The organism is Paracoccus ferrooxidans, from assembly GCF_029909815.1.
In the GTDB taxonomy this organism is placed as follows: domain Bacteria; phylum Pseudomonadota; class Alphaproteobacteria; order Rhodobacterales; family Rhodobacteraceae; genus Paracoccus; species Paracoccus versutus.
This window is the reverse complement of the sequence record NZ_CP038198.1, coordinates 1,403,935-1,428,722: the sequence shown is the minus strand read 5'-3', so window position 1 is coordinate 1,428,722 and position 24,788 is coordinate 1,403,935. Positions and strand designations below refer to the sequence as shown.

26 protein-coding genes are annotated in these 24,788 nt (G+C 69.3%); 10 read left to right on the top strand and 16 right to left on the bottom strand.

Annotated features, from left to right (window positions below; translation table 11 throughout):
* Nucleotides 1–87 precede the first annotated feature (87 nt).
* The 5 genes from E3U26_RS07165 to E3U26_RS07145 form a co-directional block, all read right to left on the bottom strand.
* Nucleotides 88–846 carry an iron ABC transporter ATP-binding protein gene (locus tag E3U26_RS07165; RefSeq protein WP_449043663.1) on the bottom strand — a complete coding sequence of 253 codons (759 nt, stop codon included), beginning with the start codon at nucleotides 844–846 and terminating at the stop codon, nucleotides 88–90.
* The gene (locus E3U26_RS07160) at nucleotides 843–1,802 is read right to left on the bottom strand and encodes an iron chelate uptake ABC transporter family permease subunit (RefSeq protein ID WP_499104653.1); all 960 of its coding nucleotides are present in this window, start codon (nucleotides 1,800–1,802) and stop codon (nucleotides 843–845) included. The genes E3U26_RS07165 and E3U26_RS07160 overlap by 4 nt, the downstream gene beginning before the upstream one ends.
* Complete coding sequence (locus E3U26_RS07155) at nucleotides 1,792–2,748, bottom strand: ABC transporter permease (RefSeq protein WP_499104652.1); 957 nt, start codon at nucleotides 2,746–2,748, stop codon at nucleotides 1,792–1,794. The genes E3U26_RS07160 and E3U26_RS07155 overlap by 11 nt, the downstream gene beginning before the upstream one ends.
* 1 nt (nucleotide 2,749) lies before the next feature.
* Nucleotides 2,750–3,655: a siderophore ABC transporter substrate-binding protein gene (locus E3U26_RS07150; RefSeq protein ID WP_036749876.1), complete on the bottom strand. Its 906-nt coding sequence runs from the start codon at nucleotides 3,653–3,655 to the stop codon at nucleotides 2,750–2,752.
* A gap of 111 nt (nucleotides 3,656–3,766) precedes the next feature.
* Nucleotides 3,767–4,672, bottom strand: coding sequence for a LysR family transcriptional regulator (locus E3U26_RS07145; protein ID WP_499104651.1), 906 nt, complete (start codon nucleotides 4,670–4,672; stop codon nucleotides 3,767–3,769).
* A 93-nt stretch (nucleotides 4,673–4,765) separates the two neighbouring features.
* On the opposite strand from E3U26_RS07145, the gene E3U26_RS07140 reads away from it, so the two are divergent.
* Nucleotides 4,766–5,206, top strand: a complete 441-nt coding sequence (locus E3U26_RS07140; RefSeq protein ID WP_499104650.1) for a PACE efflux transporter — start codon at nucleotides 4,766–4,768, stop codon at nucleotides 5,204–5,206.
* Here the strand turns inward: E3U26_RS07140 and E3U26_RS07135 are convergent.
* Nucleotides 5,203–6,087: a LysR substrate-binding domain-containing protein gene (locus tag E3U26_RS07135; RefSeq protein ID WP_036749882.1), complete on the bottom strand. Its 885-nt coding sequence runs from the start codon at nucleotides 6,085–6,087 to the stop codon at nucleotides 5,203–5,205. The two genes, E3U26_RS07140 and E3U26_RS07135, sit on opposite strands and share 4 nt — an antisense overlap.
* A gap of 104 nt (nucleotides 6,088–6,191) precedes the next feature.
* On the opposite strand from E3U26_RS07135, the gene E3U26_RS07130 reads away from it, so the two are divergent.
* On the top strand, nucleotides 6,192–6,449 hold the full coding sequence (locus tag E3U26_RS07130; protein WP_036749884.1) for a DUF1127 domain-containing protein: 258 nt from the start codon (nucleotides 6,192–6,194) through the stop codon (nucleotides 6,447–6,449).
* A gap of 83 nt (nucleotides 6,450–6,532) precedes the next feature.
* Here the strand turns inward: E3U26_RS07130 and E3U26_RS07125 are convergent, their stop codons facing one another.
* From E3U26_RS07125 to E3U26_RS07100, 6 genes are all read right to left on the bottom strand, one after another.
* Nucleotides 6,533–6,697 carry a hypothetical protein gene (locus E3U26_RS07125; RefSeq protein ID WP_157034044.1) on the bottom strand — a complete coding sequence of 55 codons (165 nt, stop codon included), beginning with the start codon at nucleotides 6,695–6,697 and terminating at the stop codon, nucleotides 6,533–6,535.
* A gap of 212 nt (nucleotides 6,698–6,909) precedes the next feature.
* Nucleotides 6,910–7,065, bottom strand: a complete 156-nt coding sequence (locus E3U26_RS07120) for a hypothetical protein (protein ID WP_166435514.1) — start codon at nucleotides 7,063–7,065, stop codon at nucleotides 6,910–6,912.
* Between the two features lie 146 nt (nucleotides 7,066–7,211).
* Nucleotides 7,212–8,729 carry a tripartite tricarboxylate transporter permease gene (locus E3U26_RS07115; protein ID WP_116221838.1) on the bottom strand — a complete coding sequence of 506 codons (1,518 nt, stop codon included), beginning with the start codon at nucleotides 8,727–8,729 and terminating at the stop codon, nucleotides 7,212–7,214.
* A 3-nt stretch (nucleotides 8,730–8,732) separates the two neighbouring features.
* Nucleotides 8,733–9,227: a tripartite tricarboxylate transporter TctB family protein gene (locus E3U26_RS07110; protein WP_036749888.1), complete on the bottom strand. Its 495-nt coding sequence runs from the start codon at nucleotides 9,225–9,227 to the stop codon at nucleotides 8,733–8,735.
* Nucleotides 9,224–10,165, bottom strand: coding sequence for a Bug family tripartite tricarboxylate transporter substrate binding protein (locus E3U26_RS07105; RefSeq protein WP_036749889.1), 942 nt, complete (start codon nucleotides 10,163–10,165; stop codon nucleotides 9,224–9,226). The genes E3U26_RS07110 and E3U26_RS07105 overlap by 4 nt, the downstream gene beginning before the upstream one ends.
* 172 nt (nucleotides 10,166–10,337) lie before the next feature.
* On the bottom strand, nucleotides 10,338–11,417 hold the full coding sequence (locus E3U26_RS07100; protein ID WP_052095686.1) for an ABC transporter substrate-binding protein: 1,080 nt from the start codon (nucleotides 11,415–11,417) through the stop codon (nucleotides 10,338–10,340).
* A 78-nt stretch (nucleotides 11,418–11,495) separates the two neighbouring features.
* Here E3U26_RS07100 and E3U26_RS07095 point away from each other — a divergent pair, with 78 nt between their 5' ends.
* From E3U26_RS07095 to E3U26_RS07075, 5 genes are all read left to right on the top strand, one after another.
* Nucleotides 11,496–12,167, top strand: a complete 672-nt coding sequence (locus E3U26_RS07095; protein ID WP_036749890.1) for a response regulator — start codon at nucleotides 11,496–11,498, stop codon at nucleotides 12,165–12,167.
* A complete protein-coding gene (locus tag E3U26_RS07090; RefSeq protein WP_072463560.1) occupies nucleotides 12,164–13,594 on the top strand; it encodes a sensor histidine kinase in 1,431 nt (476 codons plus the stop codon). The genes E3U26_RS07095 and E3U26_RS07090 overlap by 4 nt, the downstream gene beginning before the upstream one ends.
* A gap of 134 nt (nucleotides 13,595–13,728) precedes the next feature.
* Nucleotides 13,729–14,823: a DUF475 domain-containing protein gene (locus E3U26_RS07085; RefSeq protein ID WP_052095687.1), complete on the top strand. Its 1,095-nt coding sequence runs from the start codon at nucleotides 13,729–13,731 to the stop codon at nucleotides 14,821–14,823.
* Between the two features lie 90 nt (nucleotides 14,824–14,913).
* Complete coding sequence (locus tag E3U26_RS07080; RefSeq protein ID WP_499104649.1) at nucleotides 14,914–15,864, top strand: cupin domain-containing protein; 951 nt, start codon at nucleotides 14,914–14,916, stop codon at nucleotides 15,862–15,864.
* Nucleotides 15,865–15,998: 134 nt separating this feature from the next.
* Nucleotides 15,999–16,511 carry an AmiS/UreI family transporter gene (locus E3U26_RS07075; RefSeq protein ID WP_499104648.1) on the top strand — a complete coding sequence of 171 codons (513 nt, stop codon included), beginning with the start codon at nucleotides 15,999–16,001 and terminating at the stop codon, nucleotides 16,509–16,511.
* On the opposite strand, the gene E3U26_RS07070 is transcribed toward E3U26_RS07075, so the two are convergent.
* The 4 genes from E3U26_RS07070 to E3U26_RS07055 all read right to left on the bottom strand — a co-directional run bounded on the left by E3U26_RS07070 (nucleotide 16,512) and on the right by E3U26_RS07055 (nucleotide 21,626).
* Nucleotides 16,512–18,596 carry an NAD-dependent epimerase/dehydratase family protein gene (locus E3U26_RS07070; protein ID WP_499104647.1) on the bottom strand — a complete coding sequence of 695 codons (2,085 nt, stop codon included), beginning with the start codon at nucleotides 18,594–18,596 and terminating at the stop codon, nucleotides 16,512–16,514. It lies immediately after the preceding gene.
* A gap of 9 nt (nucleotides 18,597–18,605) precedes the next feature.
* A complete protein-coding gene (locus E3U26_RS07065) occupies nucleotides 18,606–19,568 on the bottom strand; it encodes a glycosyltransferase family 2 protein (RefSeq protein ID WP_499104646.1) in 963 nt (320 codons plus the stop codon).
* A gap of 89 nt (nucleotides 19,569–19,657) precedes the next feature.
* Complete coding sequence (locus E3U26_RS07060; protein ID WP_214273575.1) at nucleotides 19,658–20,842, bottom strand: HPP family protein; 1,185 nt, start codon at nucleotides 20,840–20,842, stop codon at nucleotides 19,658–19,660.
* 106 nt (nucleotides 20,843–20,948) lie between these two features.
* Nucleotides 20,949–21,626: a GntR family transcriptional regulator gene (locus E3U26_RS07055; RefSeq protein WP_208021300.1), complete on the bottom strand. Its 678-nt coding sequence runs from the start codon at nucleotides 21,624–21,626 to the stop codon at nucleotides 20,949–20,951.
* A gap of 296 nt (nucleotides 21,627–21,922) precedes the next feature.
* Here E3U26_RS07055 and E3U26_RS07050 point away from each other — a divergent pair, with 296 nt between their 5' ends.
* From E3U26_RS07050 to E3U26_RS07040, 3 genes are all read left to right on the top strand, one after another.
* Complete coding sequence (locus E3U26_RS07050; RefSeq protein ID WP_036749907.1) at nucleotides 21,923–23,158, top strand: NRAMP family divalent metal transporter; 1,236 nt, start codon at nucleotides 21,923–21,925, stop codon at nucleotides 23,156–23,158.
* A gap of 68 nt (nucleotides 23,159–23,226) precedes the next feature.
* On the top strand, nucleotides 23,227–24,000 hold the full coding sequence (locus E3U26_RS07045) for a LamB/YcsF family protein (protein WP_499104645.1): 774 nt from the start codon (nucleotides 23,227–23,229) through the stop codon (nucleotides 23,998–24,000).
* Entirely contained in the window at nucleotides 23,997–24,788 is a 792-nt protein-coding gene (locus tag E3U26_RS07040) for a putative hydro-lyase (protein WP_499104644.1), read from the top strand. The genes E3U26_RS07045 and E3U26_RS07040 overlap by 4 nt, the downstream gene beginning before the upstream one ends.

Here is a 24,788-nt window from a genome sequence, read left to right as displayed (position 1 = left end):
CGGGAAAGGCTGGCTGAGGCCCGCGGCCCTGGCTTTTCCACCGCCGGATAGCGGTTCCGGCTTAAACATGCAACTGCATGTTTAGACTCATTCGTAGAAAAGCGCGATGCGTTGCCCGTCGATCTCGCGCACGGCGATCTGCATCTCGTAAAGCTCGCCCAGCAGGTCGGGGGTGACGATCTGGGCCGGGGTGCCGGCGGCGAAGATGCGGCCCTGCCGCATGGCGACGATGCGGTCGGAATGGCACGAGGCGAAGTTGATGTCGTGCAGCACCACGATCACCGTCTTGCCCAGTTCCCGCGCGGCGCTGGCCAGCAGCCGCATCATCGCCTGGGCGTGCTTCATGTCCAGGTTGTTCAGCGGCTCGTCCAGCAGCAGATAGTCGGTGTCCTGCGCCAGCACCATGGCGACGAAGGCACGCTGGCGCTGCCCGCCCGACAGCTGGTCGATGAAGCGGTCGGCCAGCGGCGCCAGCTCCAGATAGTCCAGCGCCCGGTCGATGGCGGCGCGGTCCTGGGGCGTCAGCCGGCCGGCGGAATGCGGGAAGCGGCCGAAGCCCACCAGTTCGCGCACGGTCAGCCGGGCGACGAGGTGGTTTTCCTGCCGCAGGATCGCCAGCCGCCGCGCCAGCACCGGGCCGGGCGCGCGGGTCACGTCCAGCCCGTCCACCGTCACGCTGCCCGAATCCGGCGCGATCAGCCGGGCGATCAGCGACAGCAGCGTGGATTTCCCCGCCCCGTTCGGCCCGATCAGCGAGGTGATCCCGCCCCTTGGCAGGCTCAGCGACACGTCGTGCAGCACGGGTGTCGCGCCATAGCTCTTGCAGAGGTTGCTGATCTCGATCATCGGCGGCCCTTTCCGATCAATAGCGCGATGAAGGTGATGCCGCCGGCGAATTCGACCAGGATGCCAAGCGCGGTGTTGAAGGCAAAGACCCGCTCCAGCACGGTCTGGCCGCCGACCAGCATGATGATGCCGACCAGCGAGGCGGCGGGCAGCAGGTAGCGATGCGCCGATTGCCCGACCGCCAGATGCGCCAGGCTGGCCGCGATCAGGCCGAAGAACAGCACCGGCCCGACCAGCGCCGCCGAGACCGCGACCAGGACCGAAACCGCCGCCAGCACCGAGAGCACCTCGGCCCGCCAGCGGATGCCCAGGTTCACCGCCACCGGCCGGCCAAGCGCGATGACGTCCAGCCGCGACAGGCGCGGGACCAGCCACAGCGTCACCCCCGCGACCGCGGCGGCGGCGATGCCCAGGAGCGTCGGGGGGATGGTGCCGAAGCTGGCGAACAGCATGTCGGACAGCACCATGAACTCGTTCGGATCCAGCAGGCGCTGGACGAATTCCGCCAGCATGCGCAGGAAGATGCCGAAGACGACGCCGATCAGCAGCAGGCGGTGCAGGCTGCGCTCTTCGCCGCCGAAAAGCCACAGGTAAAGCGCCATCGAGGCCCCGACCATCAGCATGACGTTGAGGCCGAAGACCAGCCGCGGGTCCAGCCCCGCCACCGCGGCCGAGCCGAACAGCGCCACCAGCACGGTGCTGCACAGCACGAAAAGCGAATCGAAGCCCATGATCGCCGGGGTCAGGATGCGGTTCGCCGTCACGGTCTGGAACAGCACGGTCGAGCAGGCGACGGCATGGCCGACCAGCAGCAGGCCCAGCAGTTTCCTGCCGCGAAACGGCAGCACGAAGCCCCAGTTGCCGCGCGCGCCCAGCGTCATGAAGGCCAGGATCGCGCCCAGGGCCAGCAGGCCCAGGACCAGCAGGGCCAGCCTGGCGCGGCGCTCATGCGGCACGGTCGCGGCTCCGCAGGATCAGGACCAGGAAGACGCCGCTGCCCAGCACGCCCAGCACCGTGCCCAGCGGCACCTCGTAGGGCGCGCGGATCACCCGGCCCAGGATGTCGCAGGCCAGGACCAGCGCCGCGCCCGAGACCGCGACCCAGGGCACCGCCCGGCGCATGTTGTCGCCAAGCGCCAGGCTGACGATGTTCGGCACGATCAGCCCCAGGAAGGGGATCATCCCCACCGTCACCACCACGACCGCCGTGACCAGCGCGACGATGGCCAGCCCCAGCGCCACCACCCGCCCATGCGCAAGGCCCAGCGAGCTGGCGATGTCCCGCCCCAGCCCGGCGACGGTAAAGCGGTCTGCGGCCAGCCAGGCAAGGGCGGCCATGGCCGCGCCCAGCCACAACAGTTCATAGCGGCCGCGCAGCACGCCCGACAGGTCGCCCTGGGTCCAGGCCAGCACGGTCTGGATCAGGTCGAAGCGATAGGCGACAAAGGCGGTGCCGGCATAGATCACCCCGCTCAGCAGGATGCCGACCAGCGGCACCAGCATCGGGTCGCGCAGCGGCACGCGGCGCAGGATGGCCAGGAACAGCGCCGTGCCCGCCATGGCAAAGCCCGCGCCGGCGGTCATCTTGGCGATGATCGGCGCGCCGGGCGCGACTAGCGTCATCACCAGCAGCCCCAGCCCCGCCGATTCCATCGTGCCGGTATTGGCCGGCTCGACGAAGCGGTTGCGGATCACGATCTGCGTCAGCAGCCCGGCGATCGCCATCGAGGCGCCCGACAGCAGCAGGGCCAGCATCCGCGGCAGCCGGCTTTCGACCAGCACCAGCCAGTCGAGCTCCTGCCCCGCCAGGATGCCGCGCAGGCTGACATGGGACACGCCGACGAACAGGCTTGCCAGCGCAAGCCCGGCGGTCAGGGCCACCGCTGCCGCAAGCCGGGACATCTCAGGATCGCGCCGCCAGCGCCTCGGTCAACTGGTCCAGCAGCCGGTTCAGCGCGGTATAGCCGCCGAAGGCGATATAGGCGGCATGCGGGTCCAGATGCACGACATGCCCGTCCCGCACCGCCCTGGTCCGCGCCATCAGCGGATTGTCCAGCGCGGCGCGGGCGCCCGCGCCCGCCTCGCCCACGCCGGCATCGCGGTCGATGACGAAGATCCAGTCGGGGTCGCGTTCCAGGATATATTCGAACGAGATCACGTCGCCGCCGTGGAAGCGGTCGTCGATGTCCGGGGCGACGGTGGCAAAGCCCAGCTGGCTGTGGATCCAGCCCACCCGCGACTTGGGCCCATAGGCGCCCAGCTTGCCGCCGTTCGTGACCAGGATCAGCGCGGTCCCGGCCCCCGGCGCGATTTCCTTCAGATGCGCGATCTTGGCGTCCAGCGCCTCGACCATCCGGGCCGCCTGCTCGGGCTTGCCGAAGATCCGGCCCAGCGTCTCGACATTGCCGCGGACCGAGGCGAAGAGGTCGTCGCCCAGGCTCAGGTCCACGGTCGGCAGGATCCGCGACATTTCCGCATAGGCCGGTGCGGTGCGGGTGCCGACGATCATCAGCGCGGCGCCCGAGGCGGCGATGGCCTCGTAATCCGGCTCGAAGATCGTGCCGACCTTGGGCAGGGGGTCGGCATAATCCTGCAGGTAATCCGGCAGGTTGCTGCCCAGCACGCCGGCCGGCTGTGCGCCCAGGGCATGGGCGATATCCAGCGCGTTGATGTCCAGGATCAGCACCTTTTCGGGCGGCGCCGGCAGGACCGTTTCGCCCTGGGAATGGGCGATGGTCATCGGCTGGGCCCAGGCCGCGGCCCCCAGGACAAGCGCCGTTGCGGTCGCTGCGATCAATCTGCCAAACATGCCTGCCTCCTGCGGATCGTCGGGCGCAGGTAAATGCCCGGCGGGGACGGGGTCAAGCTTTGACCTTGGGTTTTTATCGGGATTGCCGGGCGCGCGCCGCCGTCGCGGCCGCTAGACCGCGTCCCGGCCCGGCAGGCCGTTGATGCGCATGGCGGCAAAGCGCTCGCGCAGCCAGCGCGCGGCGGGGCCGCTGGGGCGCTGCTTGTGCCAGACCAGTTCCAGCGCCACCGGCCAGTCGGCGCCGTCGAATTGCAGCGGCGGCGTCACCAGCTCGTCGCGGACCGGAGAGTTGTCGATGATATGGTCCGGCACCAGCGCCCAGCCGATGCCCTGCCGGACCATTTGCAGGATCACCCAGTGGCTTTCGACCCACCAGACCTCGGCCGCCGTGCGCAGGCGCTGCTTTTCCGGCCCCTCGCTGCGCACCGCCACCATCAGCTGGCGGTGGCGCTTGAGTTCCTCCCAATCGACCAGCGTGTTCGCCAGCGGGTGGTCCTTGCCGCAGACCAGCTTCAGGGGAACCCAGCCCAGGGTGTGAAAGGCGATCTCGGTCGGCAGGATTTCCTGGCGCCACATCACGCCGATGTCGGCCTTGCCGTCCAGCACCAGCCGGCTGACGTCCTCCATCATCGGGAACAGCAGCTCCAGCTCGACATGCGGGAAATGCGCGGCGAAATCGGCGAAAAGCGTGGCCAGCGGCTGTTCGGGGTAAAGCTCGTCGATGGCGACGGCCAGCCGATGCTCGACATGCGCGGTCAGGCTGGCGGCGACGCCGATCAGGTGTTCGCGGCGGTCCAGCACCACCCTGGCCTCGGCCAGCAGCCGCTCGCCCGCCGGGGTCAGCACCGGGTTGCGCCCCTTGCGGCTGAACAGCGCGACGCCCAGGTCGTCCTCCAGGTTCGAGACCTGGGTGCTGATCGCGGATTGCGCCTTGCGCAGCGCCCGCCCCGCGGCCGAGAACGAGCCGTGCTGCGCGGCGGCGACGAAAGCTTCCAGCTGGTCCAGCGATACGGTCATCGATCCATCTCGTTTTCAGATGGAAGCTAACTTTGCTCTGCTGAGAATCAAGATAGAAACGGCGCAACACGCAACAACGGAAAGATTCGGACCATGACGATGCGCAGTTTCCCCGACCGGGTGCGGCATGCGCTGATGTTCGAGACCATCGGACTGGCCATCATCACCCCGGCGACGGCCTGGCTTTACGGCAAGCCGCTGCTCGACATGGGCGTGGTGGGCGTGGGGGCGGCGACGCTGGCGACGGTCTGGACCTTTGTCTTCAACCTGGGCTTCGACCATGCGATGCGCTGGCTGCACGGCCATACCCGCAAGGCGCTGCATCACCGGCTGCTGCATACCCTGCTGTTCGAGGGCGGCCTGCTGGTCATGCTGCTGCTGCCGATGGCCTGGTACCTGGGCATGACGCTGTGGCAGACGCTGCTGCTCGACCTGTTCATCGTGGCCTTCTACCTGGTCTATAACTTCGTCTTCAACATCGCCTATGACCGGATTTTCCCGCTGCCCGACATGCCGCGCGGGCAGCCGGCCTAGCCGGGATCGCGGGCGATCTCGTCCAGCAGGAAGGCGCGGAACTTGCGGATGCTGGGGCGGTTGCGGCGGCCGGTGGGATAGACCAGCCAATAGCTGCGACCGTTCTGCGCCACCAGCGGGAAGGGCTGGATCAGCCCGCCGGTCGCCAGTTCGAAGCGAAAGAAGCGCGGCGTCAGCAGCGCGACGCCATAACCCTCCAGTGCCGCCCGCGCCTCGTGCAGGTCGGTCGAAAGCGTCAGGCCGGGCTTGGGCGGGATTTCCCGGAAATCGACGCCGGCCTCGCGCATCCAGACCGCCCAGTTCGGGTCCACCCGGTCCAGCAGCGGCAGCTTCAGCAGGTCGGCCGGTTCGCGCAATTCGTGCTTTTTTGCCAGTTCGGGCGACAGCATGGGCGTGTATTCGATGGGCATCAGGCAATGCGCCTCGAGGCCCGGCCAGCCGCCCTCGCCGGCGCGGATCGCGACCGTGATGTCCTCGCGCCCGAAATCGACCAGGTTGTCGGCGGTCTCCAGCCGCACCGCCAGGTTCGGGTGGTTCATCTGGAACTTGCCCAGCCGCGGCGACAGCCACGCCCCGGCAAAGGTCGGCACGGTCGAGATCGACAGGGTCGAGACCGAATCCGCCGAAGGGTCGGCATAAGCCTCGCGCAGCATGTCAAAGGCGTCGATGGTGGGGCGGGCGAACAGCGCCCCGGTCTCGGTCAGCACGATGCCGCGCGGCTTGCGCAGGAACAGCGGCGTCGCCAGCCGTTCCTCGAGCAGGCGGATCTGGTAGCTGACGGCGGCCTGGGTCATGCCAAGTTCCTCGGCGGCGCGGGTAAAGCTCAGGTGACGCGCCACCGCCTCAAAGGCGCGCAGGGCGGCGAGAGGGGGGATGGACATAAGGCTGCCTTATGGGTGCTTGCCGAGGCTTTGTTGGTCAAGCCGGCGCCAGACTAGCATGATCGCGTCATGGATCAACCATGACCACTGAAAGGAGGGCTGAAATGTCCGACCATCCTGCATGCGACCGTGAACGCCCTTTCCTGCCGATCCTGTCGCGGCTGTTTGCCATGCTGCGTGGCGATAAGCCCAGCCTATCGCCCTGCCTGGACCGGATGGCGGCGTTGGATCATCCGGCGACGCGCAAGGCGCTGGCCGACCTGCCCGAGCATCTGTTGCGCGACATCGGCGTGGCCGACACGCGCAGCGATGCGGCCGCCCCCTCGCAGGAAGGCGACGCGCTGCGCCGTCATCTGTGGTAGACCAGCCTGTGCCGCGCGCCCCTGATGCACCGGGTGCGCGGCAGTCGCATGCCGGTGCCTGACCTGTTCGTAAGGCGCCGGCGTCAGCCCGTATCGGATCTGCAGCGCGCCAGGGCCAGGACGAAGACCGTCGCCACGCCCGATCCGGCATAGAGCGCCAGGCTGCTGACCAGGCCGCAAATTCCGAACAGGCATCCTGCCAGGGCGGAAAGCGTCGCCACCAGCATCGAAACGATCAGGATGCCCATGCAGAACCGCACCCGCCGCGCAGGTCAGTCGAGGGTGCGGGAATTTTTCGTGCCGGTCGCCGCCTGTCGTTTCTTTCCATACCTGTCTGCACTGATTCGCGTATCTACGAAGCAGACTATATAGACAAAATCCTGACGGTATCCCGATAAAAGCGCCGAAACGCATCAGGGGCGTTTCGACGCAGGGGCAGGCGCGGCCTGCCCGACCCGGATCAGAGGTGGATCGCGGCGAATTTCGTCTCGTCGATGCCCAGGCGGCGCAGGTCGGCTGCGGCGGGACGGCGGTGCGCTTCGGCCGCCGAGGCGACGGCGATGGCGGCCCGCAGGGTCGAAAGGGCCGAGGTGAGGGAATGATAAGCGCGGTGCATTTTTCTGCCTGTCTTCTAGGTTTCATCGAACATGTCGATGACAGACAGATGGGCTTCGCCCAGCCTTTCTGCAACGCGGCAAAGCGGCAAGGCGGCCATGACGCCAGCACATGGCGGGCCCGGCCCTTGTCGGGCCGGGCGGCGGGTCAGTCCTCTTCGCCGGCCAGCTGGCTCAGCACCTCGCCCTTGCCGCGGGCGCGCAGGATCAGCGGCACGATCAGCGCCAGTGCGGCGATGCCCAGAAGCACCGCGGCGATGGGCGATTGCACCAGCGTCGTCCAGTCGCCCTGGCTGATCGCCAGCGCCCGGCGCAGCTGCTGCTCGGCCATCGGGCCCAGGATCAGGCCGACGACGATCGGCGCGATCGGATAGCCGAAAAGCCGCATCACATAGCCCAGCACGCCAAAGCCCAGCAGCATCCCCAGTTCGAAGGCCGAGGGGTTGGCGCCGATGGTGCCCAGCGTCGCGAACAGCAGGATGCCGGCGTAAAGCCAGGGCTTCGGCACCGTCAGCAGCTTCACCCACAGCCCGATCAGCGGCAGGTTCAGCACCAGGAGCATGGCGTTCGCGATCAGCAGGCTGGCGATCAGCCCCCAGACCAGCGTCGGGTTGGTGGCGAACAGCAGCGGGCCGGGCTGCAGCCCGAACTGCTGGAAGCCGGCCAGCATGATCGCCGCCGTGGCCGAGGTCGGCAGGCCCAGCGTCAGCAGCGGCACCAGCGTGCCGGCCGCGCTGGCATTGTTCGCGGCCTCGGGGCCGGCGACGCCCTCGATGGCGCCGTTGCCGAATTCCTCGGGATGCTTGGTCAGCTTCTTCTCGGTGGCATAGGACAGGAAGGTGCCGATCTCGGCCCCGCCCGCCGGCATGGCGCCGATGGGAAAGCCGATGAAGGTGCCGCGCAGCCAGGGCTTCCACGAGCGCGCCCAGTCGCGGCGGCTCATCCAGATCGAGCCTTTGACGGCCGTCACCTCGTCCTCGACCTGCAGGCGCTGGCCGGCGATGAACAGCGCCTCGCCCAGGGCGAACATGGCGACGGCCATGGTCGTCACCTCGATCCCGTCCAGCAGTTCGGGCACGCCGAAGGACAGCCGCGCCTGGCCGGTCAGCTGGTCGATGCCGACGCAGGCCAAGGCCAGTCCCAGGAACAGCGATGTCAGCCCGCGCAGCGCCGAATCGCCGAAGGCGGCCGAGACGGTGACGAAGGCCAGCACCATCAGCGCGAAATATTCGCGCGGGCCGAAGACCAGCGCCACCTTGACGATCCAGGGCGCAAGGAAGGCCAGCAGCAGTGTCGCGATCAGCCCGGCGATGAACGAGCCGATGGCGGCGGTGGCCAGCGCCGGCCCGCCGCGGCCCTTGCGGGCCATCTTGTTGCCTTCCAGCGCGGTGATGATCGAGGCGCTTTCGCCCGGCGTGTTCAGCAGGATCGAGGTGGTCGAGCCGCCATACATGCCGCCGTAATAGATGCCGGCGAACATGATGAGCGAGCCGGCCGGATCCAGCCGGTAGGTCACGGGCAGCAGAAGCGCCACGGTCAGCGCCGGGCCGATGCCGGGCAGCACGCCGACCGCGGTGCCCAGCGTCACGCCGATCAGCGCGTAAAGCAGCATCATCGGGTCGGCGGCGGTGCCGAGCCCCTGCATCAGGAATTCGAATGCGCTCATGGCTCAGCCCCGCGGAAAGACCAGATGCTCAAGCGGCCCGGCGGGCAAATGCAGCATCAGAAGTTGCGAGAAGATCGCCCAGACCACGAAGGCGAAGACGATGCCGATGGGAATGGTCATCGCCAGGTTGCGCTTGCCGAAGGCCCGCGCGGTAAAGGCGAAGAGGATGCCCGTGGCGATGGAAAAGCCCGCGACATGCAGCAGCATCAGCTGCGCGGCCAGGCCCGCGACGATCCACAGGACCGGCACGGCGTTCTGCGGCGGGCGCTGGGGGAAATCGCCGCGCAGCGCCTCGATGGCGGTCCAGGCGGCCAGGCCGATCAGCGCGAAGCCGACGACGCGCGGCACGCTGGCGGGGCCCACGCCGGAATAGCCGCCCAGGTCGGCCAGGCGCGCGCTGTCCCACAGCATCACGCCGCCGACCGCCACCAGCCCGGCGGCGATGATCAGCGCCGCCGTATCACGGCGGCGCGGCGGTTCGTGGCGGTTGCCGCTCATTTCACCAGACCGATGTCCTTGAGGATCGCCTCGGTCGAAGTGACGTCCTGTTCAAGCTGGGCCTCGAAGTCCGGGCCGGCCAGGTAGGTGTCCATCCAGCCCTTGTCCGAAAGCTGCTTTTGCCAGTTTTCCGACTTGGCCATCTTCTCGATGTCGGCGGTGACCTTGGCCTTCTGCTCGTCCGACAGGCCCGGCGCGGCGGCGACCATGCGCCAGTTCTCCAGCGTCACGTCCAGCCCGGCTTCTTGCAGGGTGGGCGCATCGACGCCCTCCAGCCGCTCGGGCGAGGTCACGGCCAGAAGGCGCAGCGTGCCGGCCTGGATCTGGGCCTCGAACTCGCCCAGCGAGGAAATGCCCGCCGTCACCTGGTTGCCCAGGATCGCCGCCAGGGCCTCGCCGCCGCCGGAATAGGCGATGTAGTTGATCTTGGTCGGATCGACGCCGGCCGCCTTGGCGATCAGGCCCACGGCGATATGGTCGGTGCCGCCGGCCGAGCCGCCGGCCCAGCTGACCGCGCCGGGATCGGCCTTCAGCGCCTCGATCAGCCCGGCGATGTCCTGGATGGGCGAGGCGGCGGGAACCACGATCGCCTCGTATTCGCCGGTCAGCCGGGCGATGGGGGTCACGTCCTTGAGCGAGACGGGCGAGTTGTTGGTCAGGATCGCCCCGACCATGACATAGCCGCCGACGATCAGCGTATCGGGGTTGCCCTTGTTCTGGCTGGCGAATTGCGCCAGGCCGATGGTGCCGCCGGCGCCGGGCACGTTCTGCACCTGCACCGATTTCGAGATGCCTTCCTCTTGCATCACGGTCTGCATGGTGCGGGCGGTCTGGTCCCATCCGCCGCCGGGGTTGGCCGGGGCGATGATGGTGTAATCGGCCATGGCCGGGACCGCGACGGCCCCCGCGAACAGGCTGGCGAGAACGAATTGCTTCATGGTCTTCCTTCGCATCGGCCGGACGCATCCGCGCCGGTCCCGTTATCCGCATTTTCTGGGTCTGGCCTGCATCTCTCCCGGAATGCAGGCGTCCTCCGCAAGCCCGCGCGCAGGCGGGCCCCGTGCCTTTCCAGCACAGAAAGCTGTCATGGACCTGACATCGCGGCGAAAATTATTCCCCGGCCAGCGCCTTGTTCCAGCGCGCCAGCAGCTTGGCCCGCGTCGCCTGGTCCAGATAGGCCAGAAGGCCGGGGCTGACCGGCACCGGCTTCAGCCGCAATCCCGCCAGATCCTGCATCCCGCCCGCGGGGCCGGGCTGGCCCGCGACCTCCAGGCTGACGGCCGAAAGCCGCAGGGTGCGCGACAGCAGGCTCTGCCCCTCGGGCGACATCAGGAAGGCCAGGAAATCCGCCCCCAGCCCCGGCTGGCGCGCCGCCGCCGGCACCAGCCCCACGCGCGAGACGACGACGGTGAAGTCGCGCGGCAGGATCACCCCCAGGTCGGGATGCCGCCGCGCCCAGTCCGCGGCGTAAGAGCCGAGCAGGTTGTAGCCGACCGCCAGCCGCCCGTCGGCGATCCGCTCCAGCAGCTCGGCCGAGGTGGGGAATTGCTGCACCCCCGCCCGGCCCATCGCCTGCACCACCGACCAGATGCCGGGATAAAGCTCCTGGTCGCGGGCCAGGAACAGATAGCCCACGCCCGAGCGCGCCACGTCATAGGTGCCGATCCGGCCCTGCGCCTCGGCCGGATGCTCGGCCATCCAGCGCATCAGGTCGGCGCGGGTGGCGGGCGGCGGATGATCGGCGAAGCTGGGCTTGTGATAGGCAAAGACCGCCGGCTCGAAGGTCAGCGCATAGGCGGTGTCGCGCCAGTTCGCCCAGCCGGGCCAGCCCGGCGTGTCCGGCGTCTCGACCGGGCGGGCGAAGCCGTCGTTCGCCAGCTTGACCTGCAGGTCCATGGCCGAGGAAAAGGCGAAATCCGCCGTGCCGCCGCCCGCCTGCGTCTCGGCGACGATGCGGTCGTGCAGCTGGGTCGTCAGCAGGTTCTCGTAGCGCACGGCGACGCGGGGATGGCGGCTCTGGAAGGCGGCGACCAGCGGCGCGGCCAGGTCGTCGTCGAGCGAGGAATAGACCGACAGCTCCTGCCCATCGCCCTGCGGGGCGGGAAACAGCGTCACCTGCGCCGATGCCGCGCCCGGCCACAGCGCGAGTGCGGCGGCGATGGCTGGCAAAAGGCGGGCGAGCGGGCGCATGATCGGCGACTTTGCCAAAGCGGCAGCCCGTTCACAAGCCCGCCGCGCCCCGCTAGGTTGCGGCCAAGGGGGGGAACCATGCGCATCCTGCTTGTCGAGGACAATTTGTCGCTGGCCGAGGGGCTGACCGCGCTGCTGCGGCAATCGGGCTATGCGGTGGACGTGGTCCATGACGGCGCCTCGGCCGAGGCCCTGGCTGCGGCGGAAAGCTTCGACCTGGTGATCCTGGACCTGAACCTGCCGCAGATGGACGGGCTCGAGGTGCTGCGGGCGATGCGGGCGCGGCGCAACCCGGCGGCGGTGATGATCCTGACCGCGCGCGGCGCCCCAGAAGAGCGGGTGCGCGGCCTCGACCTCGGCGCCGACGACTATCTCATCAAGCCCTTCGACATCGGCGAGTTCGAGGCCCGCATCCGCTCGCTGCTGCGCCGCCAGGCGGGCTTGCGCAATTCCACCGTCAGCTTCGGCGACCTGGTGCTGGACCAGGCGGCGCGCAGCTTCCTGCTGGCGGGCCAGCCGCTGGACCTGCCGGCGCGGGAACGCGGGCTGCTGGAGCTGCTGATCATGCGCGCCGGCAAGGTGGTGGCGCGCGAATCGATCGTGCAATCGCTGACCTCGCTCGAGGACGACCTGTCCGCCAATGCCATCGAGCAATATGTCAGCCGGCTGCGCAAGCGACTGGCGCCCGCCGGGCTGACGGTCAGGACCGCGCGCGGCATCGGCTATTTCCTCGACCGGGCCTCGCCGTGATCCGGCGGCCGTTTTCCCTGCGCCGCCGGCTGCTGGGCTGGCTGCTCATGGGAACGCTGGCGCTGGGCACCGCCGCGCTGATCGACACCTGGCGCGACGCGGTGCGCATGGCCAATGCGCTGGCCGACCGGGTGCTGGCCGGTTCGGCGCTGGTGATCGCCGAGCGCGCCTCGCTGGACGACCAGGGCCGCATCGCCATCGAGATCCCCTATGGCGCGCTGGAGATGCTGAGTTCGGCCGCGCAGGACCGGGTGTTCTATCGCGTGGACGGCCCGCCCGGCCATATCGTCACCGGCTATGGCGACCTGCCGATGGCGCCGGCGCGGCCGGGGGGCGAGCCGGCCTATGCCGACGGCGTGTTCCGCGGCGAGCCGGTGCGGGTCGCCAGCCTGGCCCGCGCCGCCTCGACCGGCATCGACGAGGTGCCCTTCGTCGTCACCGTGGCCGAGACCACCAATGCCCGGCGCGAGCTGACGCGGGCGATCCTGATGCGCTCGGCCCTGCGGCTGGCGCTGATGATCGCGGGCGCGGCGCTGATCGTCTGGATCGCGGTGACGCTGTCCCTGCGCCCGCTTTACCGGCTGAGCGAAGAGATCGCCGCGCGCAACCCCGACGACCTGAGCCCGATCGAAACGCCGGTGCCGTCCGAGGTGCGCGGGCTGGTCGGCACGGTGAACGGCTTCATGCGGCGGCTGGGCGCGGCGCTGGACGGGATGCGCAACTTCACCGGCAATGCCGGGCACCAGCTGCGCACGCCGCTGACGGTGGTGCGCACCCAGCTGGCGCTGGCGGCGCGGGCCGCGACCCTGCCCGAGGCGCAGGCCGCCGCGGCCAAGGGCGACGCCGCCGTGGCCCATGCCGAGCGCATCCTGGCGCAGCTGCTGCTGCTGGCGCGGGTCGATACCGCCGAGGGCGCGGCGCTGGCCGCGCCGCTGGACCTGGCGGCGCTGGCCCGCGATCTGACCGCCGAGCATATCCCCGCCGCCGCCGAGGCCGGCATCGACCTGGGCTTCGAGGGCGAGGGGCCGGTGACGGTCCGGGCCGAGCCGCTGCTGATGGGCGAGGCGCTGAGCAACCTGATCTCGAACGCGCTGCTTCATGCGGGCCGCGCGGCGGTGGTGACGGTGCGCGTCGGGCGCGCGGGCGGCGACGCGGTGCTGGAGGTCGAGGACAACGGCCCCGGCATCCCGGCCGAGGCGCGTGCCGCCGCCGTCAGCCGATTCGCGCGGGGCGAGACCTCGGGGCCCGGCATGGGCCTGGGCCTGCCGGTGGCGCTGGAGATCGCCAGCCTGTTCGGCGGCCGGCTGACGCTGGACGAGGGCGCCGGCGGGCGCGGGCTTCTGGCGCGCATCACCCTGCCGGCGCTGGCGCGGGCCGGGTCCGTGCAAGAAAATGCCGGGATCGATACGGAACCCTTGCAATCGTGACCCGGATTCGCCATCTTTTGCGCGTTCGCGTCTTCGTGAACGCAGTTTGATGGCCGGGCCCCTCTGGCGGACGTGGCGGCACGTTCGTGATGTCGGCATCGATCTTTGACCAGCCGCCTGGATCTTGTTCTGACATGCAGCAAGGAAACAACCCGCCCTTGGGGGGCTCGACGAGTGGAACCCATCGTCCCACCCTGCAATATTTCAAATGGTCCTTCATCGTCACCGTGCTTGGCCTTGCGCTGGGCGCGTTGCTGGGATGGCAGACCACCGGAACCGTCGGCGGCACGCTGACGATCTTCTTCATCTGCGCCGTGCTGGCGGTGCTGGAAATCTCGCTTTCCTTCGACAACGCCATCGTCAACGCCAACAAGCTGAAAGAGATGACCCCGAAGTGGCAGCGCCGCTTCCTGACCTGGGGCATCCTGATCGCCGTCTTCGGCATGCGGATCGTCTTTCCGCTGCTCATCGTGGTCGTCGCGGCCAATATCGGCCCCTGGCAGGCGATGGTCCTGGCCGCAAGCCAGCCCGACGAATATTCGCGCATCATGCATGACGCGCACCTGCCCATCGCGGCCTTCGGCGGCACCTTCCTGATGATGGTCGGCCTGAGCTTCTTCTTCGACCATGAAAAGGACGTGCATTGGGTGCGCTGGCTGGAACATCGCATGCAGCGCTATGCCACCGTCCGCGGCATCGAGGTCGCGGTGGTGCTGGTCACGGTGCTGATCTTCTCGCGCTTCCTGGAAGGGGCCGATTCGCAGGTGTTCTTCCATTCCGCGATCTGGGGCCTTCTGACCTTCCTGCTGGTCGAGGTGCTGGGCGGCCTGCTGGACAGCTCGCAAGAGGCGCTGCAGGCCGGCGCCAAGGGCGGCATCGGCGCCTTCCTCTACCTGGAAGTGCTGGATGCCTCGTTCAGCTTCGACGGCGTGATCGGGGCCTTTGCGCTGACGCATAACCTGTTCGTCATCGCCATCGGCCTGGGCATCGGCGCCATGTATGTGCGCTCGATGACCATCATGCTGGTCGAGCGCGGCACCCTGGCCGAATACCGCTTTCTCGAACATGGCGCCTTCTATGCCATCATCGCGCTGTCGGTGATCATGTTCGTCCAGCCCCTGGTGCATATCCCCGAGGTCATCACCGGCCTGGGCGGCGCGACGCTGATCGGCATCTCGTTCTGGTCCTCGATCCGCTGGAACCGCAAGAACCACGCGGTCGAGGCGTAAGCCCTTCGAAGCGACAGGAATGGCCGCCGCCTTTCGGGGCGGCGGCCTTTTTGCTATCCCTGAGCCCGTGGTTCGGAACGAGGGATGGACATGCGTTACCTGCTTGCCCTGCTGGTCGTCGTCGCGGTGGCGGCGCTGTTCTATTGGCGCCATGCGCAAAGGGCCGGGGCCGCGCAGGACGACGGCGCCGACGTGCAGGCGCTTTACCAGGCCGGCCGGGCGCTGCCGCAGGGGCCGCTGCGGGTCTATCACCTGGGCCACAGCCTGGTCGGGCGCGACATGCCGGCGATGCTGGCGCAGCTGGCCGGGCAGGGGCACGACTATGCGTTGCAGCTGGGCTGGGGCACCGCGCTGCGCGAACATTTCCAGGGCGGCGCGGCGATCAACGGCTTTGCCCAGGAAAACGCCACCCCCCGCTATCGCGACGCGCATCAGGCGCTGGCGAGCGGCGAATACGACGCCTTCGTCATGACCGAGATGGTGCGGCTGAAGGATGCGATCCAATACAAGGAAAGCCGCCTCTATGCCGGGAAATGGGCGGCCGAGGCGGCGGCGGGCAATCCGGCCGGGCAGGTCTTTCTTTACGAAAGCTGGCACGCGCTGGACGATCAGCCGGAATGGCTGTCGCGCCTGCCCGACGACCTGGAGACGATGTGGAAGCCCGGCCTGCTCTGGCCCGCCGCCCGCGCCGCCGGCAGGCCGGTCTGGCTGATCCCGGTCGGGCAGGTCATGGCCCGGCTGGTGGCCGAGGCCGAGGCCAGGGGCGGCATCGCCGAACTGCAATCGCGCGAGGATCTGTTCGCCCGCAGCCCGGACGGCACGCTGGACCCCATCCACCCCAACGACCTGGGCGTCTATCTGGTGGCGCTGACCCATTATGCGGTGCTTTACGGCCAAAGCCCGGTCGGCCTGCCGCATGCCTTGCTGCGCGCCGATGGCAGCCCCGCCGATGCGCCCTCGGCGGAACTGGCGCGGCGCATGCAGGAAGTGGTCTGGGAGGTGGTCAGCACCAACCCGCTGACCGGCCTGCAATCCCCATAATCCGAACGCTGTTTTTACGGATCGTTGAAAACATTTCAATTGATCCGGCGCGGGATTTGCCTTCTTGGCAGGCATGGGCTGATCGTATTCCGGGCAATTGCCCAAGACGCGGTCAGCCGTGCTGAGGAGGTCCGATGCTTACCGGGTTCGTGCTGTTCTATGTCGGCGCCGTGCTGTTTCTGAACGGGCTCTGGCTGATGGGCCGGATCGCCGATCGCGAGATCGTCGTCATCAACATCGTCGCTGCGCTGGTCTCGGGCGCGGCGGTGCTGCACGACGCCTTCGGCGCCGGGGCCAGCGCCGCCAGCATCCGCAACGGCGCGCTGAGCCTCTTGTTCTGCACCACCTATCTGTGGGTCGCCTATAACCGGCTCAGCGGGGCGGACAGGCGCGGCCTGGGCTGGTTCAGCCTGTTCGTGGCGGTGACGACGGTGCCGGTGTTCCTGCGCGCGCTGGCGGCGGCCGGCTCCGCGGCCGAGCTTTGGCTGGCGGCGAACTGGGCCGTCTGGGGCGTGCTGTGGTTCCTGTATTTCCTGCTGTTGGCGCTGGGCCGCCCGATCCAGCGGCAGACCGCCTGGGTCACGCTGCTGGCCGGGATCTTCACCGGCTGGCTGCCGGGCTTCCTGCTGCTCGACGGGCTGCTCTGATCACCAGAACAGATGCGCCTCGTCGATGGCGCGGCGCCAGAAGGCGTCGCGGTCGGCCTCCGGCGTCCAGCCCAGCAGGCGCTTGGGCTTGGCGTTGTCAAAGGGCGACAGGTGCCCGCGCGACTTCCAGTCCGCCAGCGAGGCGGGTGCCGCGCCCTTGCGGCGCAGGGCATGGCGCTTCAGCCCCTGCTTGACCGCATCGACCGCCCAAAGTGCGGTCAGGTTCGAGCCGCTGACCTTCAGCCGCGCCCCGGTGCGGCGGTGGATGGCGTCGAAATAGTCGCGCCCCGAGAACATCGGCTCGCCGATCAGGTTGAAGCTTTCGCCGATGGCCTCGTCCCGCTCCATCATCGCGATCAGCCCGTCCGAGACGTCGTCGGCCAGCACGAAAGGCAGGATGTTGCGGCCGTTGCCCCAAAGCCGCACCGCGCCGGCGCCGTGCCAGCGGCCGATGCCCCAATGCTGCAACGGCCCGCCGTCGCCCAGCACGATGCCGGGCCGGGCGATGACCAGCCGCAACCCCTGCGCCTGCATGGCGATCAGCCGCCGCTCGCCCTCGGCCTTGGAGCGGGCATAGATATTGCGGCTGTCCATCTGGCCGAAATCGCTGGCCTCGGTGATGGTGCGGGCGGGGTCGGACATGTCGTATGAGGCGATGGTGCCGGTATGGACCAGCCGCCCGACGCCGGCGCGGATCGCGGCGCGGCCGATGCGCTCGGTCGTGGCCACGTCGTTTTCCAGCGCCGCCTGCCAGCTCTTGTCGGTGGATTTCGCCAGGTTGAAGACGCAATCCATGCCCTGCATGGCGGCCGCCAGCCCGTCTTCGTCGCGCAGCGAGACGCCCAGCGTCTCGACATGGTCGGCGATGTCGGGGAAGGGGCCGTTGCGGCCGCGCGACAGCACGCGCACGTCATGGCCGCGCTGGACCAGCCGCCGGGTCAGGTTGCGGCCGATGAAGCCGGTGCCGCCGATCACCATGATGCGCGGCTGCGGCGTGCCGCTGGGCCGGGCCGGAACCGCGGGCAGGGCGGGCAGGCGGGCCAAGGCATCCTCGATCCCCTGCATCACGGCGCGGGCCGAGGCGGGGGCAAAGCGCGGGTCGGGCCGGCCGGCGCGGATGCCGTCGTAGAATGCCGCGACGGTGGCGCGGAAGCTCAGCCCATAGGGGCTTTTCTGGTTCAGCGAGGCGGCCTGGCGCAGGGCGTTCCGCACGCCCTCGCGCAGATGCGCCCCGGCGCGGGACAGTTCCTTGGCCAGCGGGTTCAGCACCAGGTCGGCGGTATTGTCGCGCGTGACCACCAGCGCATCCGCCGCATAATCCAGCCGCGCCATGCCGGACGAGCCGCGCAGCATGACCGAGCGGTCGTCGAAGGTCTCGACCAGCGACAGGGCGATGGTCACGTCCACCTTGCCGGCGCGGGCGAGGATGCGCCAGCTTTGCGGCCGCCGCTCGCCGCCGGGCAGGGTGATCCATTGGCCCAGGCCGACATGCTCGACCTCCAGCGCGCCGAACAGGTCCACGGCGAATGAGAAGGGGTGCGGGCCAAGCTCCAGCAGCAGGTTCTGCGTCTGCCGCAGCATCCACAGCGCGTAGGGCCCCGAGCGCAGCGGCACCAAGGGCAGCGCCCAGTTGACCTGCGCGCTGGAGACCAGCCCCAGGTTGCCCGCCTGCACCGCCTGTTTCAGCCGTTCGTAACCCGGCAGGCCCAGGAAGTTGTGGCAGGCGCCCAGCTGGCGGCCGGCGGCCTGGGCCGCGGCCTCCATCGCGTCGATCTCGGCCACCGACAGGGCCACGGGTTTCTCGACCAGCACATGCAGCCCGGCGCCCAGGCATTTCACCGCCAGGTCGCGGTGCAGGTTCGGCGGCGTCAGGATATGCACCACGTCGCAGACCCCGGCCGCGATCATCTGGTCCAGGTCGGCAAAGGCGGCGACGCCATGGCTGGAAGCCAGCGCCTCGGCCGCGTCAAGGGAGGGGTCGCAGATGGCCACCAGCAGCGCGCCCGGCGCCGCCTTGATCGCATCGGCGTGCCACGAGGCGATGTAGCCGGCCCCGACGATACCGACGCGCAAGTCCGAGGTCATGGCAAGCTCCTATTTATACTCGATAATATGCATGGCGTCGCCCCGCTGGCGGCGACGGAAATATGTCAGCATTCCCAGAAGGTTGGGGATCTTGGCCAGCGTCAGCAGCGCCGCCTGCCGGCCCGCCATCGGCTGGCCGCGCAGCCCGCGCCAGGTCTTCCACAAGGACAGCGCATAAAGCCCCAGCACCGCCAGCGAAAGCCAGGGGCTGGTGAACAGCCCCAGCAGGAAGAGCAGCGGCAGCGCCAGCCCATAGGCCCAGACGCGCAGCCTTTCGCGCTTGAAATGCGGCGGATGCATGGCGCCCACCTGCGCGAAGCCGTGGCCGTTGCGGATGGTGCGCTGCCACCATTGGCCGAATCGGGTCATGTCGGCGTCGTGCCAGGTCATCTGCACCGGCAGGCGCATCAGCCTCCAGCCGGCCTTGCCGAGCCGCAGGCAGAATTCGTCGTCCTCGGCCGCGATCACGGTCGGGTCGAAGCCGCCGACCTGGCGAAACGCCGCGGCGCGCACCATCATGTCGCCGCCGCAGGTGGTGATCGGCCCGGCGGGGCGGTGCCAGTCCACCTGGCACATCTGGTTGTAGACCGTGGCGGTGGGGTGGATCTCGGACCGCCAGCCGGTGACGAGGCCCAGGCCGGGGTCGGCCTGTAGGGCGGCGATGCCGGCCTCCAGCCAGCCCGGCTCGACCCGGCAATCGCCATCGACGAATTGCACCAGATCCAGATCGCCCCCCGCCAGCAGCGCCTCGGCCCCGGCATTGCGGGCGCGGGCGGCGGTAAAGGGAACCGAGGTGTCCAGCTCGACCACGGCGACGCCGAGGCTGCGGGCGAAGGCGACGCTGTCGTCGCCCGAACCGCTGTCCACATAGACCACCCGCTCGCAAAGCGGCACCAGCGAGCGCAGGCAGGCCTTGAGCCTGTCGCCCTCGTTGCGGCCGATGGCCACGGCGCCCAGCGTGGGACGGGTCATGTCTGCCCTCGTGCTTGTTCCGGCAGGGGCAGCCTATCCCCGCCGCCGCGCGTTCTGCAATGCGGCGCAGCCTGTCGTTATCGGCATGTTCAGGGCGTCGGCGGCTGTTGCCGCAGGCTTTGCCGCGCCAGGGCCGAGATCAGGTCGGTCTGGGTCACGATGCCGACGATGCGCGACCCGTCCAGCACCGGCACTGCCTCGCATTCGCCCGAGGCGAGCATCGGCAGCAGCGTCCCGATGGGCGCGTCGGGCGCGACATGCGGCGGGTCGGTCTGCATGATCTCGCGCGCGCGGGGCGGCGTGCCGCGCCTGGGGTTCATCAGGTCCGACAGGGCGGCCAGGAAGCGGCGGTTGTGGCGAAAGGCGTCCTCGCGGGCGCGGCGGATCAGGTGCAGCTGGAAGATCACGCCGCGGAACTGGTCGCCCGCCTCGACCACCGGCAGCGAGGTGAAGCCGTGCTTGCGGAAGATGTCGGCGACGCGCACCAGCCGCGTATGCGGCGCGACGGTGACGAGGTCGCGCGACATCACGTCCGCCGCGGTCAGCGGCCCGGTGCGATGGGCGGCGGCCTGCAATTCGGCGGCGCCGATCAGGCGCGCCAGATCCTCGACCCCCAGGTTCAGCGACTGGCGATAGCGCTGCAGGATCTCAGTCAGCTCGTCCTTGGACAGGCCCAGCCGCTCCATCGCCGGATGGTCGGCGGTGCCGTGCGGCCCCGGCTCCTCGAACTGGCGAAAGGGATAGCGCCGCCCGGTCAGCCGGGCATAGATCATCGCCAGCCCCACCAGCGCCAGCGTGCCGACCAGGACCGGCGCCAGCACGAAGTGAAAGCCAAGCTCGCGGATCGCCTCGGGGTTCAGCGCGGCGGTCATGGCGACCGCCCCGGCCGGCGGATGCACGGCGCGCAAGAGGATCATCGCGGTGATGCTGAGCCCCACCGCCATCGCGACGCAAAGCGCCGAATGCGGCGTCGCCATGCAGGCCAGCACGCCGATGGCGGCGGCGATGCAATTGCCGACCACCGCCGACCAGGGCTGGGCCAGCGGGCTGTTCGGGACCGCAAAGACCAGCACCGAGGTCGCCCCGAAGGGCGCGATCATCGACAGCCCCAGCCGCAGGTCGGTCGCGGGCGACAGCAGGAACATCCCCGCGACGCCCAGCCCGACCAGCGCGCCCACCCCCGCCCGCAGCGCCTCGCGCGGCGAGCCGGGCGCGATCGCCGGGCCAAGCGCCTGCGTGATCTGGTGCAGCACGGCCCCGGCCGGTCTGGTCATCCGAGCTTGTCCTTCGCGCCTGCCCGCAAAACGGGCTTCCGATGCGCCTAATTGTCGCAGGAATGGGCAGGTTGCAAGTCCCCGGAAAGGCTGAGCGGCGGCGCGTTCAGCCCAGCCGGGCAAAGGCTTCCAGCACGGCGCGCTCGGACTGGTTCAGGTAATCCTCCAGCATCCGGGCGGCGCCGGGCGGATCGCCGGCCTCCAGCCTGCCCAGGATCTCGGCATTGCGCGAAATATAGGGGCGGTGCAGCAGCTCGGGGCTGTCGAGCAGGCCGAAGGCCAGCCGCAGCTCGGCGATGATCTGGGTAAAGAACTGGATCAGCCGCGGGCTGTCGGTCAGCGCGACGATGGCGGCGTGGAACTCCATGTTGGCGCTGCCGACGCCGCGCCAGTCGGGGATGGCCTGCAGCGTCTCGGCCCGCTTCACCGCGGCGCGCATCCGGTCGACGGCGGCATGGCCGGGCCAGGCCTGGGCCAGGGCCGGCACCTCGATCAGCCGCCGCACCCGGTAGATGTCCAGGATCGAGGCCATCGAGGGCACCGCGACGAAGACCCCCCGGTTCGGTTCATGCCGCAGGATGCCCTCGCGCGTGAGCAGGCGGAACACTTCGCGCAGCGTATTGCGCGAAATGTCCAGCTCGGCCGCCAGCCGCGCCTCGGACAGGCGCTGGCCCGGCACCAGAGCGCCGCCGGTGACCTGGTCGCGCAGCCGGGCGGCGATGCCTTCGGCAAGGCTGGGGGCGGGTTCGCGGGCTTCGGCCATCGCGGCTGGTTCCTTTGTCATCGGGGCTGTCCCGTCCCTCGGGGGCCGCGCGATCTTGGCCGAGCGGCCGGGGGCAGGCAAGCCGCCCCGCGATGATTCGCCGGGTTTTTCGTCGCCCTGGCCTGACCAGCACCGCCGCCTGACAGGGCAGGATGCCGCTGGACTGCCCATCATCCGGGCATATCATCCCTGCTTTCTGTATGTTTTGTTCAACAATATGAGTGTGTATGTCAAATTATCATTGACGGATTGTCTTGTTGAATTCACAGTCGAGCCATTCCCAAGACGCACTCCACCCTTGCAGCAGGAGCAGACCGATGGCCGAATCCGTCACCTCCCCCTCTGCCGCCTCGGCCGCCGCGCGCGGCGGTTTCCTGGCGGCGATCTTCCTGATGGCGACCTCGGCCATCGGGCCGGGCTTCATCACCCAGACCGCGACCTTCACGGCAAAGCTGGGCGCTGCCTTCGCCTTTGCCATCCTCGCCTCGATCGTGATCGACTTCGTGGTGCAGCTCAACATCTGGCGCATCACCGCGTTGACCCGGCGCAACGCCTCGGACACCGCGAACGCCGCCATTCCCGGCGCGGGCTACCTGCTGGCGGTGCTGGTGCTGGTCGGCGGGCTGGCCTTCAACATCGGCAACATCGCCGGGGCCGGGCTGGGCCTGAACGCCATGTTCGGGCTCGAGCCCAAGATCGGCGGCGCGCTGTCGGCGGCCCTGGCCATCGGCATCTTCCTGTCGCGCCGGGCCGGGCTGCTGCTCGACCGTTCGCTGATCGGGCTGGGCTTGCTGATGATCGCCATGACGGTCATCGTCGCCCTTGTCTCTAACCCGCCGGTGGGCGACGCGATGCGGCAGATGGTGCTGCCCGAGATCGTCGATTTCGCCACCATCACCACCATCGTCGGCGGCACCGTCGGCGGCTACATCACCTATTCCGGCGCGCATCGCCTGCTCGACAAGGGACTGGTGGGCGAGCAGAACCTGGCCGCCGTCACCCGCGCCTCGCTGACCGGGATCGCGGTCACGGGGGTCATGCGCTTCATCTTGTTCCTGGCCATCCTGGGCGTCGTCGCCTCGGGGGTGACGCTGGACCTGTCGGGCCAGGCCGCGAACCCCGCCGCGCAGGCCTTTGCCGTGGTGCTGGGCGAATGGGGGATGCGCATCTTCGGCCTGATCTTCTGGGCCGCGGCCATCACCTCGGTCATTGGGGCGGCCTATACCTCGGTCAGCTTCCTGGTTGCCTTCCGCACCATGGGCGACCGCGACCGCAACATCGCGACGGTGATCTTCATCGCCATCTCGCTGGCGGTCTATCTGTCGCTGGGCACGGCGCCGGCCGCCATCCTGGTCTTTGTCGGCGGCTTCAACGGGCTGATCCTGCCCATCGGCCTAACCATCTTTACCTATGTCGGCTTCGCGCGGGCCGACCTGATGGGCGGCCATGTCTATAACCGCCCGCTGCTGATCGCCAGCGCCGTGGTCTGCGCCTTGACCTGGTACATGGGCTTCAAGTCCATCGGCCCGATCTTTGCCTTCCTGGGCGCCTGAGCCATGATCGCGGCAGGCCCCCCGCGGGCCCGCCGCCCCAATTCCCGCCCCAATTCCCGGAGGATCACATGACCCGCAACATCGACCTGAACAGCGACCTGGGCGAGGGCTATGGCGCCTGGAAGATGGGCGACGACGCCACCATGCTGGGCATCGTCAGCTCGGCCAACGTCGCCTGCGGCTTTCACGCCGGCGACCCGCTGACCATCCTGGCCACCGTGCGCGAGGCGGCGGCGCGGGGCGTGGCGGTCGGGGCGCATGTCTCCTATCCCGACCGGGTGGGCTTCGGCCGCCGGCCGATGGACGTGACCCATGCCGAACTTGTGGCGGATGTGATCTATCAGATCGGCGCGCTGCAGGGCATCTGCGCGAGCGCCGGCACCCGCGTCCGCTATGTCAAGCCGCATGGCGCGCTTTACAACACCATCGCCGTGGACCCGAAACAGGGCGCAGCGGTGATCGAGGGCATCCGCGCCGTCGATCCCTCGCTTGCCATGATGGGCCTGGCCGGGACGCAGATCCTGGCCCAGGCGGCCGAGGCCGGCCTGCCCACCATCGCCGAGGCCTTTGCCGACCGCGCCTATCGCCCCGACGGCCAGCTGGTCTCGCGCCGCGAGGCCGGCGCGGTGCTGCACGACCCCGAGGCCGTCGCCGCCCGCATGCTGCGCCTGGCGACCGAGGGCAAGATCGAGGCGGCGGACGGCTCGATCCTGCACCTTCAGGCCGACAGCATCTGCGTGCATGGCGACAGCCCCGGCGCGGTGGCCATGGCCGCCCGCATCCGCGAGGCTCTGCTGGCGGGCGGCGTCGCCATCGCCCCGGCCACGGGGGGCGCGGCATGACCCTGTTGCCCGATCCGGCCAAGGCCCGCGCCGCCCGCCTTGCCTGCCGTCAGGAAGCCCCGCGTCCCACCGCGGGCATGGCGCCGGGGTTCACGCAATGCAACATGATCTCGCTGCCCAAGGACTGGGCCTGGGATTTCCTGCTTTACGCGCAGCGCAACCCCAAGCCCTGCCCGGTGCTGGACGTGACCGATCCCGGCAGTTCCCGAACCGCCCTTGCGCCCGATGCCGACCTGCGCACCGACATCCCGCTGTATCGCATCTGGCGCGACGGCGTGCTGGCTGAAGAAACCCCCGACGCCACCGCCGCCTGGGCCGAGCATCCCGACCTGGTGACATTCCTGATCGGCTGTTCCTTTACCTTCGAGACGCCCTTGCAGCAGGCGGGGATCGAGGTGCGCCACATCGCCCAAGGCTGCAACGTGCCGATGTTTTTGACCGACCGCGACTGCCGTCCGGCGGGGCGGCTGCATGGCAAGATGGTGGTGTCCATGCGGCCGATCCCGGCGGGGCGGGTGGCCGAGGCGGCGATGATCTCGGGCCGCACGCCGGCGGTCCACGGCGCCCCGGTGCATGTCGGCGCGCCCGAAGCCCTGGGCATCGCCGACCTCATGCGTCCCGATTTCGGCGACCCGGTGCAGATCCGGCCGGGCGAGGTGCCGGTGTTCTGGGCCTGCGGCGTGACCCCGCAAGCGGCGCTGATGGCGTCGAAGCCGCCTTTCGCCATCACCCATGCGCCGGGCTACATGTTCATCACCGACGTGCCCGACACGCATTGGCAGGTGTGA

Coding starts and splice junctions, on each gene's coding strand:
- E3U26_RS07105 (WP_036749889.1), bottom strand. CDS start 10,165: ATGAAGCAATTCGTTCTCGCCAGCCTGTTCGCGGGGGCCGTCGCGGTC.
- E3U26_RS07110 (WP_036749888.1), bottom strand. CDS start 9,227: ATGAGCGGCAACCGCCACGAACCGCCGCGCCGCCGTGATACGGCGGCG.
- E3U26_RS07130 (WP_036749884.1), top strand. CDS start 6,192: ATGTCCGACCATCCTGCATGCGACCGTGAACGCCCTTTCCTGCCGATC.
- E3U26_RS07045 (WP_499104645.1), top strand. CDS start 23,227: ATGACCCGCAACATCGACCTGAACAGCGACCTGGGCGAGGGCTATGGC.
- E3U26_RS07050 (WP_036749907.1), top strand. CDS start 21,923: ATGGCCGAATCCGTCACCTCCCCCTCTGCCGCCTCGGCCGCCGCGCGC.
- E3U26_RS07060 (WP_214273575.1), bottom strand. CDS start 20,842: ATGACCAGACCGGCCGGGGCCGTGCTGCACCAGATCACGCAGGCGCTT.
- E3U26_RS07155 (WP_499104652.1), bottom strand. CDS start 2,748: ATGTCCCGGCTTGCGGCAGCGGTGGCCCTGACCGCCGGGCTTGCGCTG.
- E3U26_RS07080 (WP_499104649.1), top strand. CDS start 14,914: ATGCGTTACCTGCTTGCCCTGCTGGTCGTCGTCGCGGTGGCGGCGCTG.
- E3U26_RS07095 (WP_036749890.1), top strand. CDS start 11,496: ATGCGCATCCTGCTTGTCGAGGACAATTTGTCGCTGGCCGAGGGGCTG.
- E3U26_RS07065 (WP_499104646.1), bottom strand. CDS start 19,568: ATGACCCGTCCCACGCTGGGCGCCGTGGCCATCGGCCGCAACGAGGGC.
- E3U26_RS07100 (WP_052095686.1), bottom strand. CDS start 11,417: ATGCGCCCGCTCGCCCGCCTTTTGCCAGCCATCGCCGCCGCACTCGCG.
- E3U26_RS07165 (WP_449043663.1), bottom strand. CDS start 846: ATGATCGAGATCAGCAACCTCTGCAAGAGCTATGGCGCGACACCCGTG.
- E3U26_RS07120 (WP_166435514.1), bottom strand. CDS start 7,065: ATGCACCGCGCTTATCATTCCCTCACCTCGGCCCTTTCGACCCTGCGG.
- E3U26_RS07085 (WP_052095687.1), top strand. CDS start 13,729: ATGCAGCAAGGAAACAACCCGCCCTTGGGGGGCTCGACGAGTGGAACC.
- E3U26_RS07140 (WP_499104650.1), top strand. CDS start 4,766: ATGACGATGCGCAGTTTCCCCGACCGGGTGCGGCATGCGCTGATGTTC.
- E3U26_RS07145 (WP_499104651.1), bottom strand. CDS start 4,672: ATGACCGTATCGCTGGACCAGCTGGAAGCTTTCGTCGCCGCCGCGCAG.
- E3U26_RS07135 (WP_036749882.1), bottom strand. CDS start 6,087: ATGTCCATCCCCCCTCTCGCCGCCCTGCGCGCCTTTGAGGCGGTGGCG.
- E3U26_RS07125 (WP_157034044.1), bottom strand. CDS start 6,697: ATGGGCATCCTGATCGTTTCGATGCTGGTGGCGACGCTTTCCGCCCTG.
- E3U26_RS07115 (WP_116221838.1), bottom strand. CDS start 8,729: ATGAGCGCATTCGAATTCCTGATGCAGGGGCTCGGCACCGCCGCCGAC.
- E3U26_RS07150 (WP_036749876.1), bottom strand. CDS start 3,655: ATGTTTGGCAGATTGATCGCAGCGACCGCAACGGCGCTTGTCCTGGGG.
- E3U26_RS07070 (WP_499104647.1), bottom strand. CDS start 18,596: ATGACCTCGGACTTGCGCGTCGGTATCGTCGGGGCCGGCTACATCGCC.
- E3U26_RS07075 (WP_499104648.1), top strand. CDS start 15,999: ATGCTTACCGGGTTCGTGCTGTTCTATGTCGGCGCCGTGCTGTTTCTG.
- E3U26_RS07055 (WP_208021300.1), bottom strand. CDS start 21,626: ATGACAAAGGAACCAGCCGCGATGGCCGAAGCCCGCGAACCCGCCCCC.
- E3U26_RS07040 (WP_499104644.1), top strand. CDS start 23,997: ATGACCCTGTTGCCCGATCCGGCCAAGGCCCGCGCCGCCCGCCTTGCC.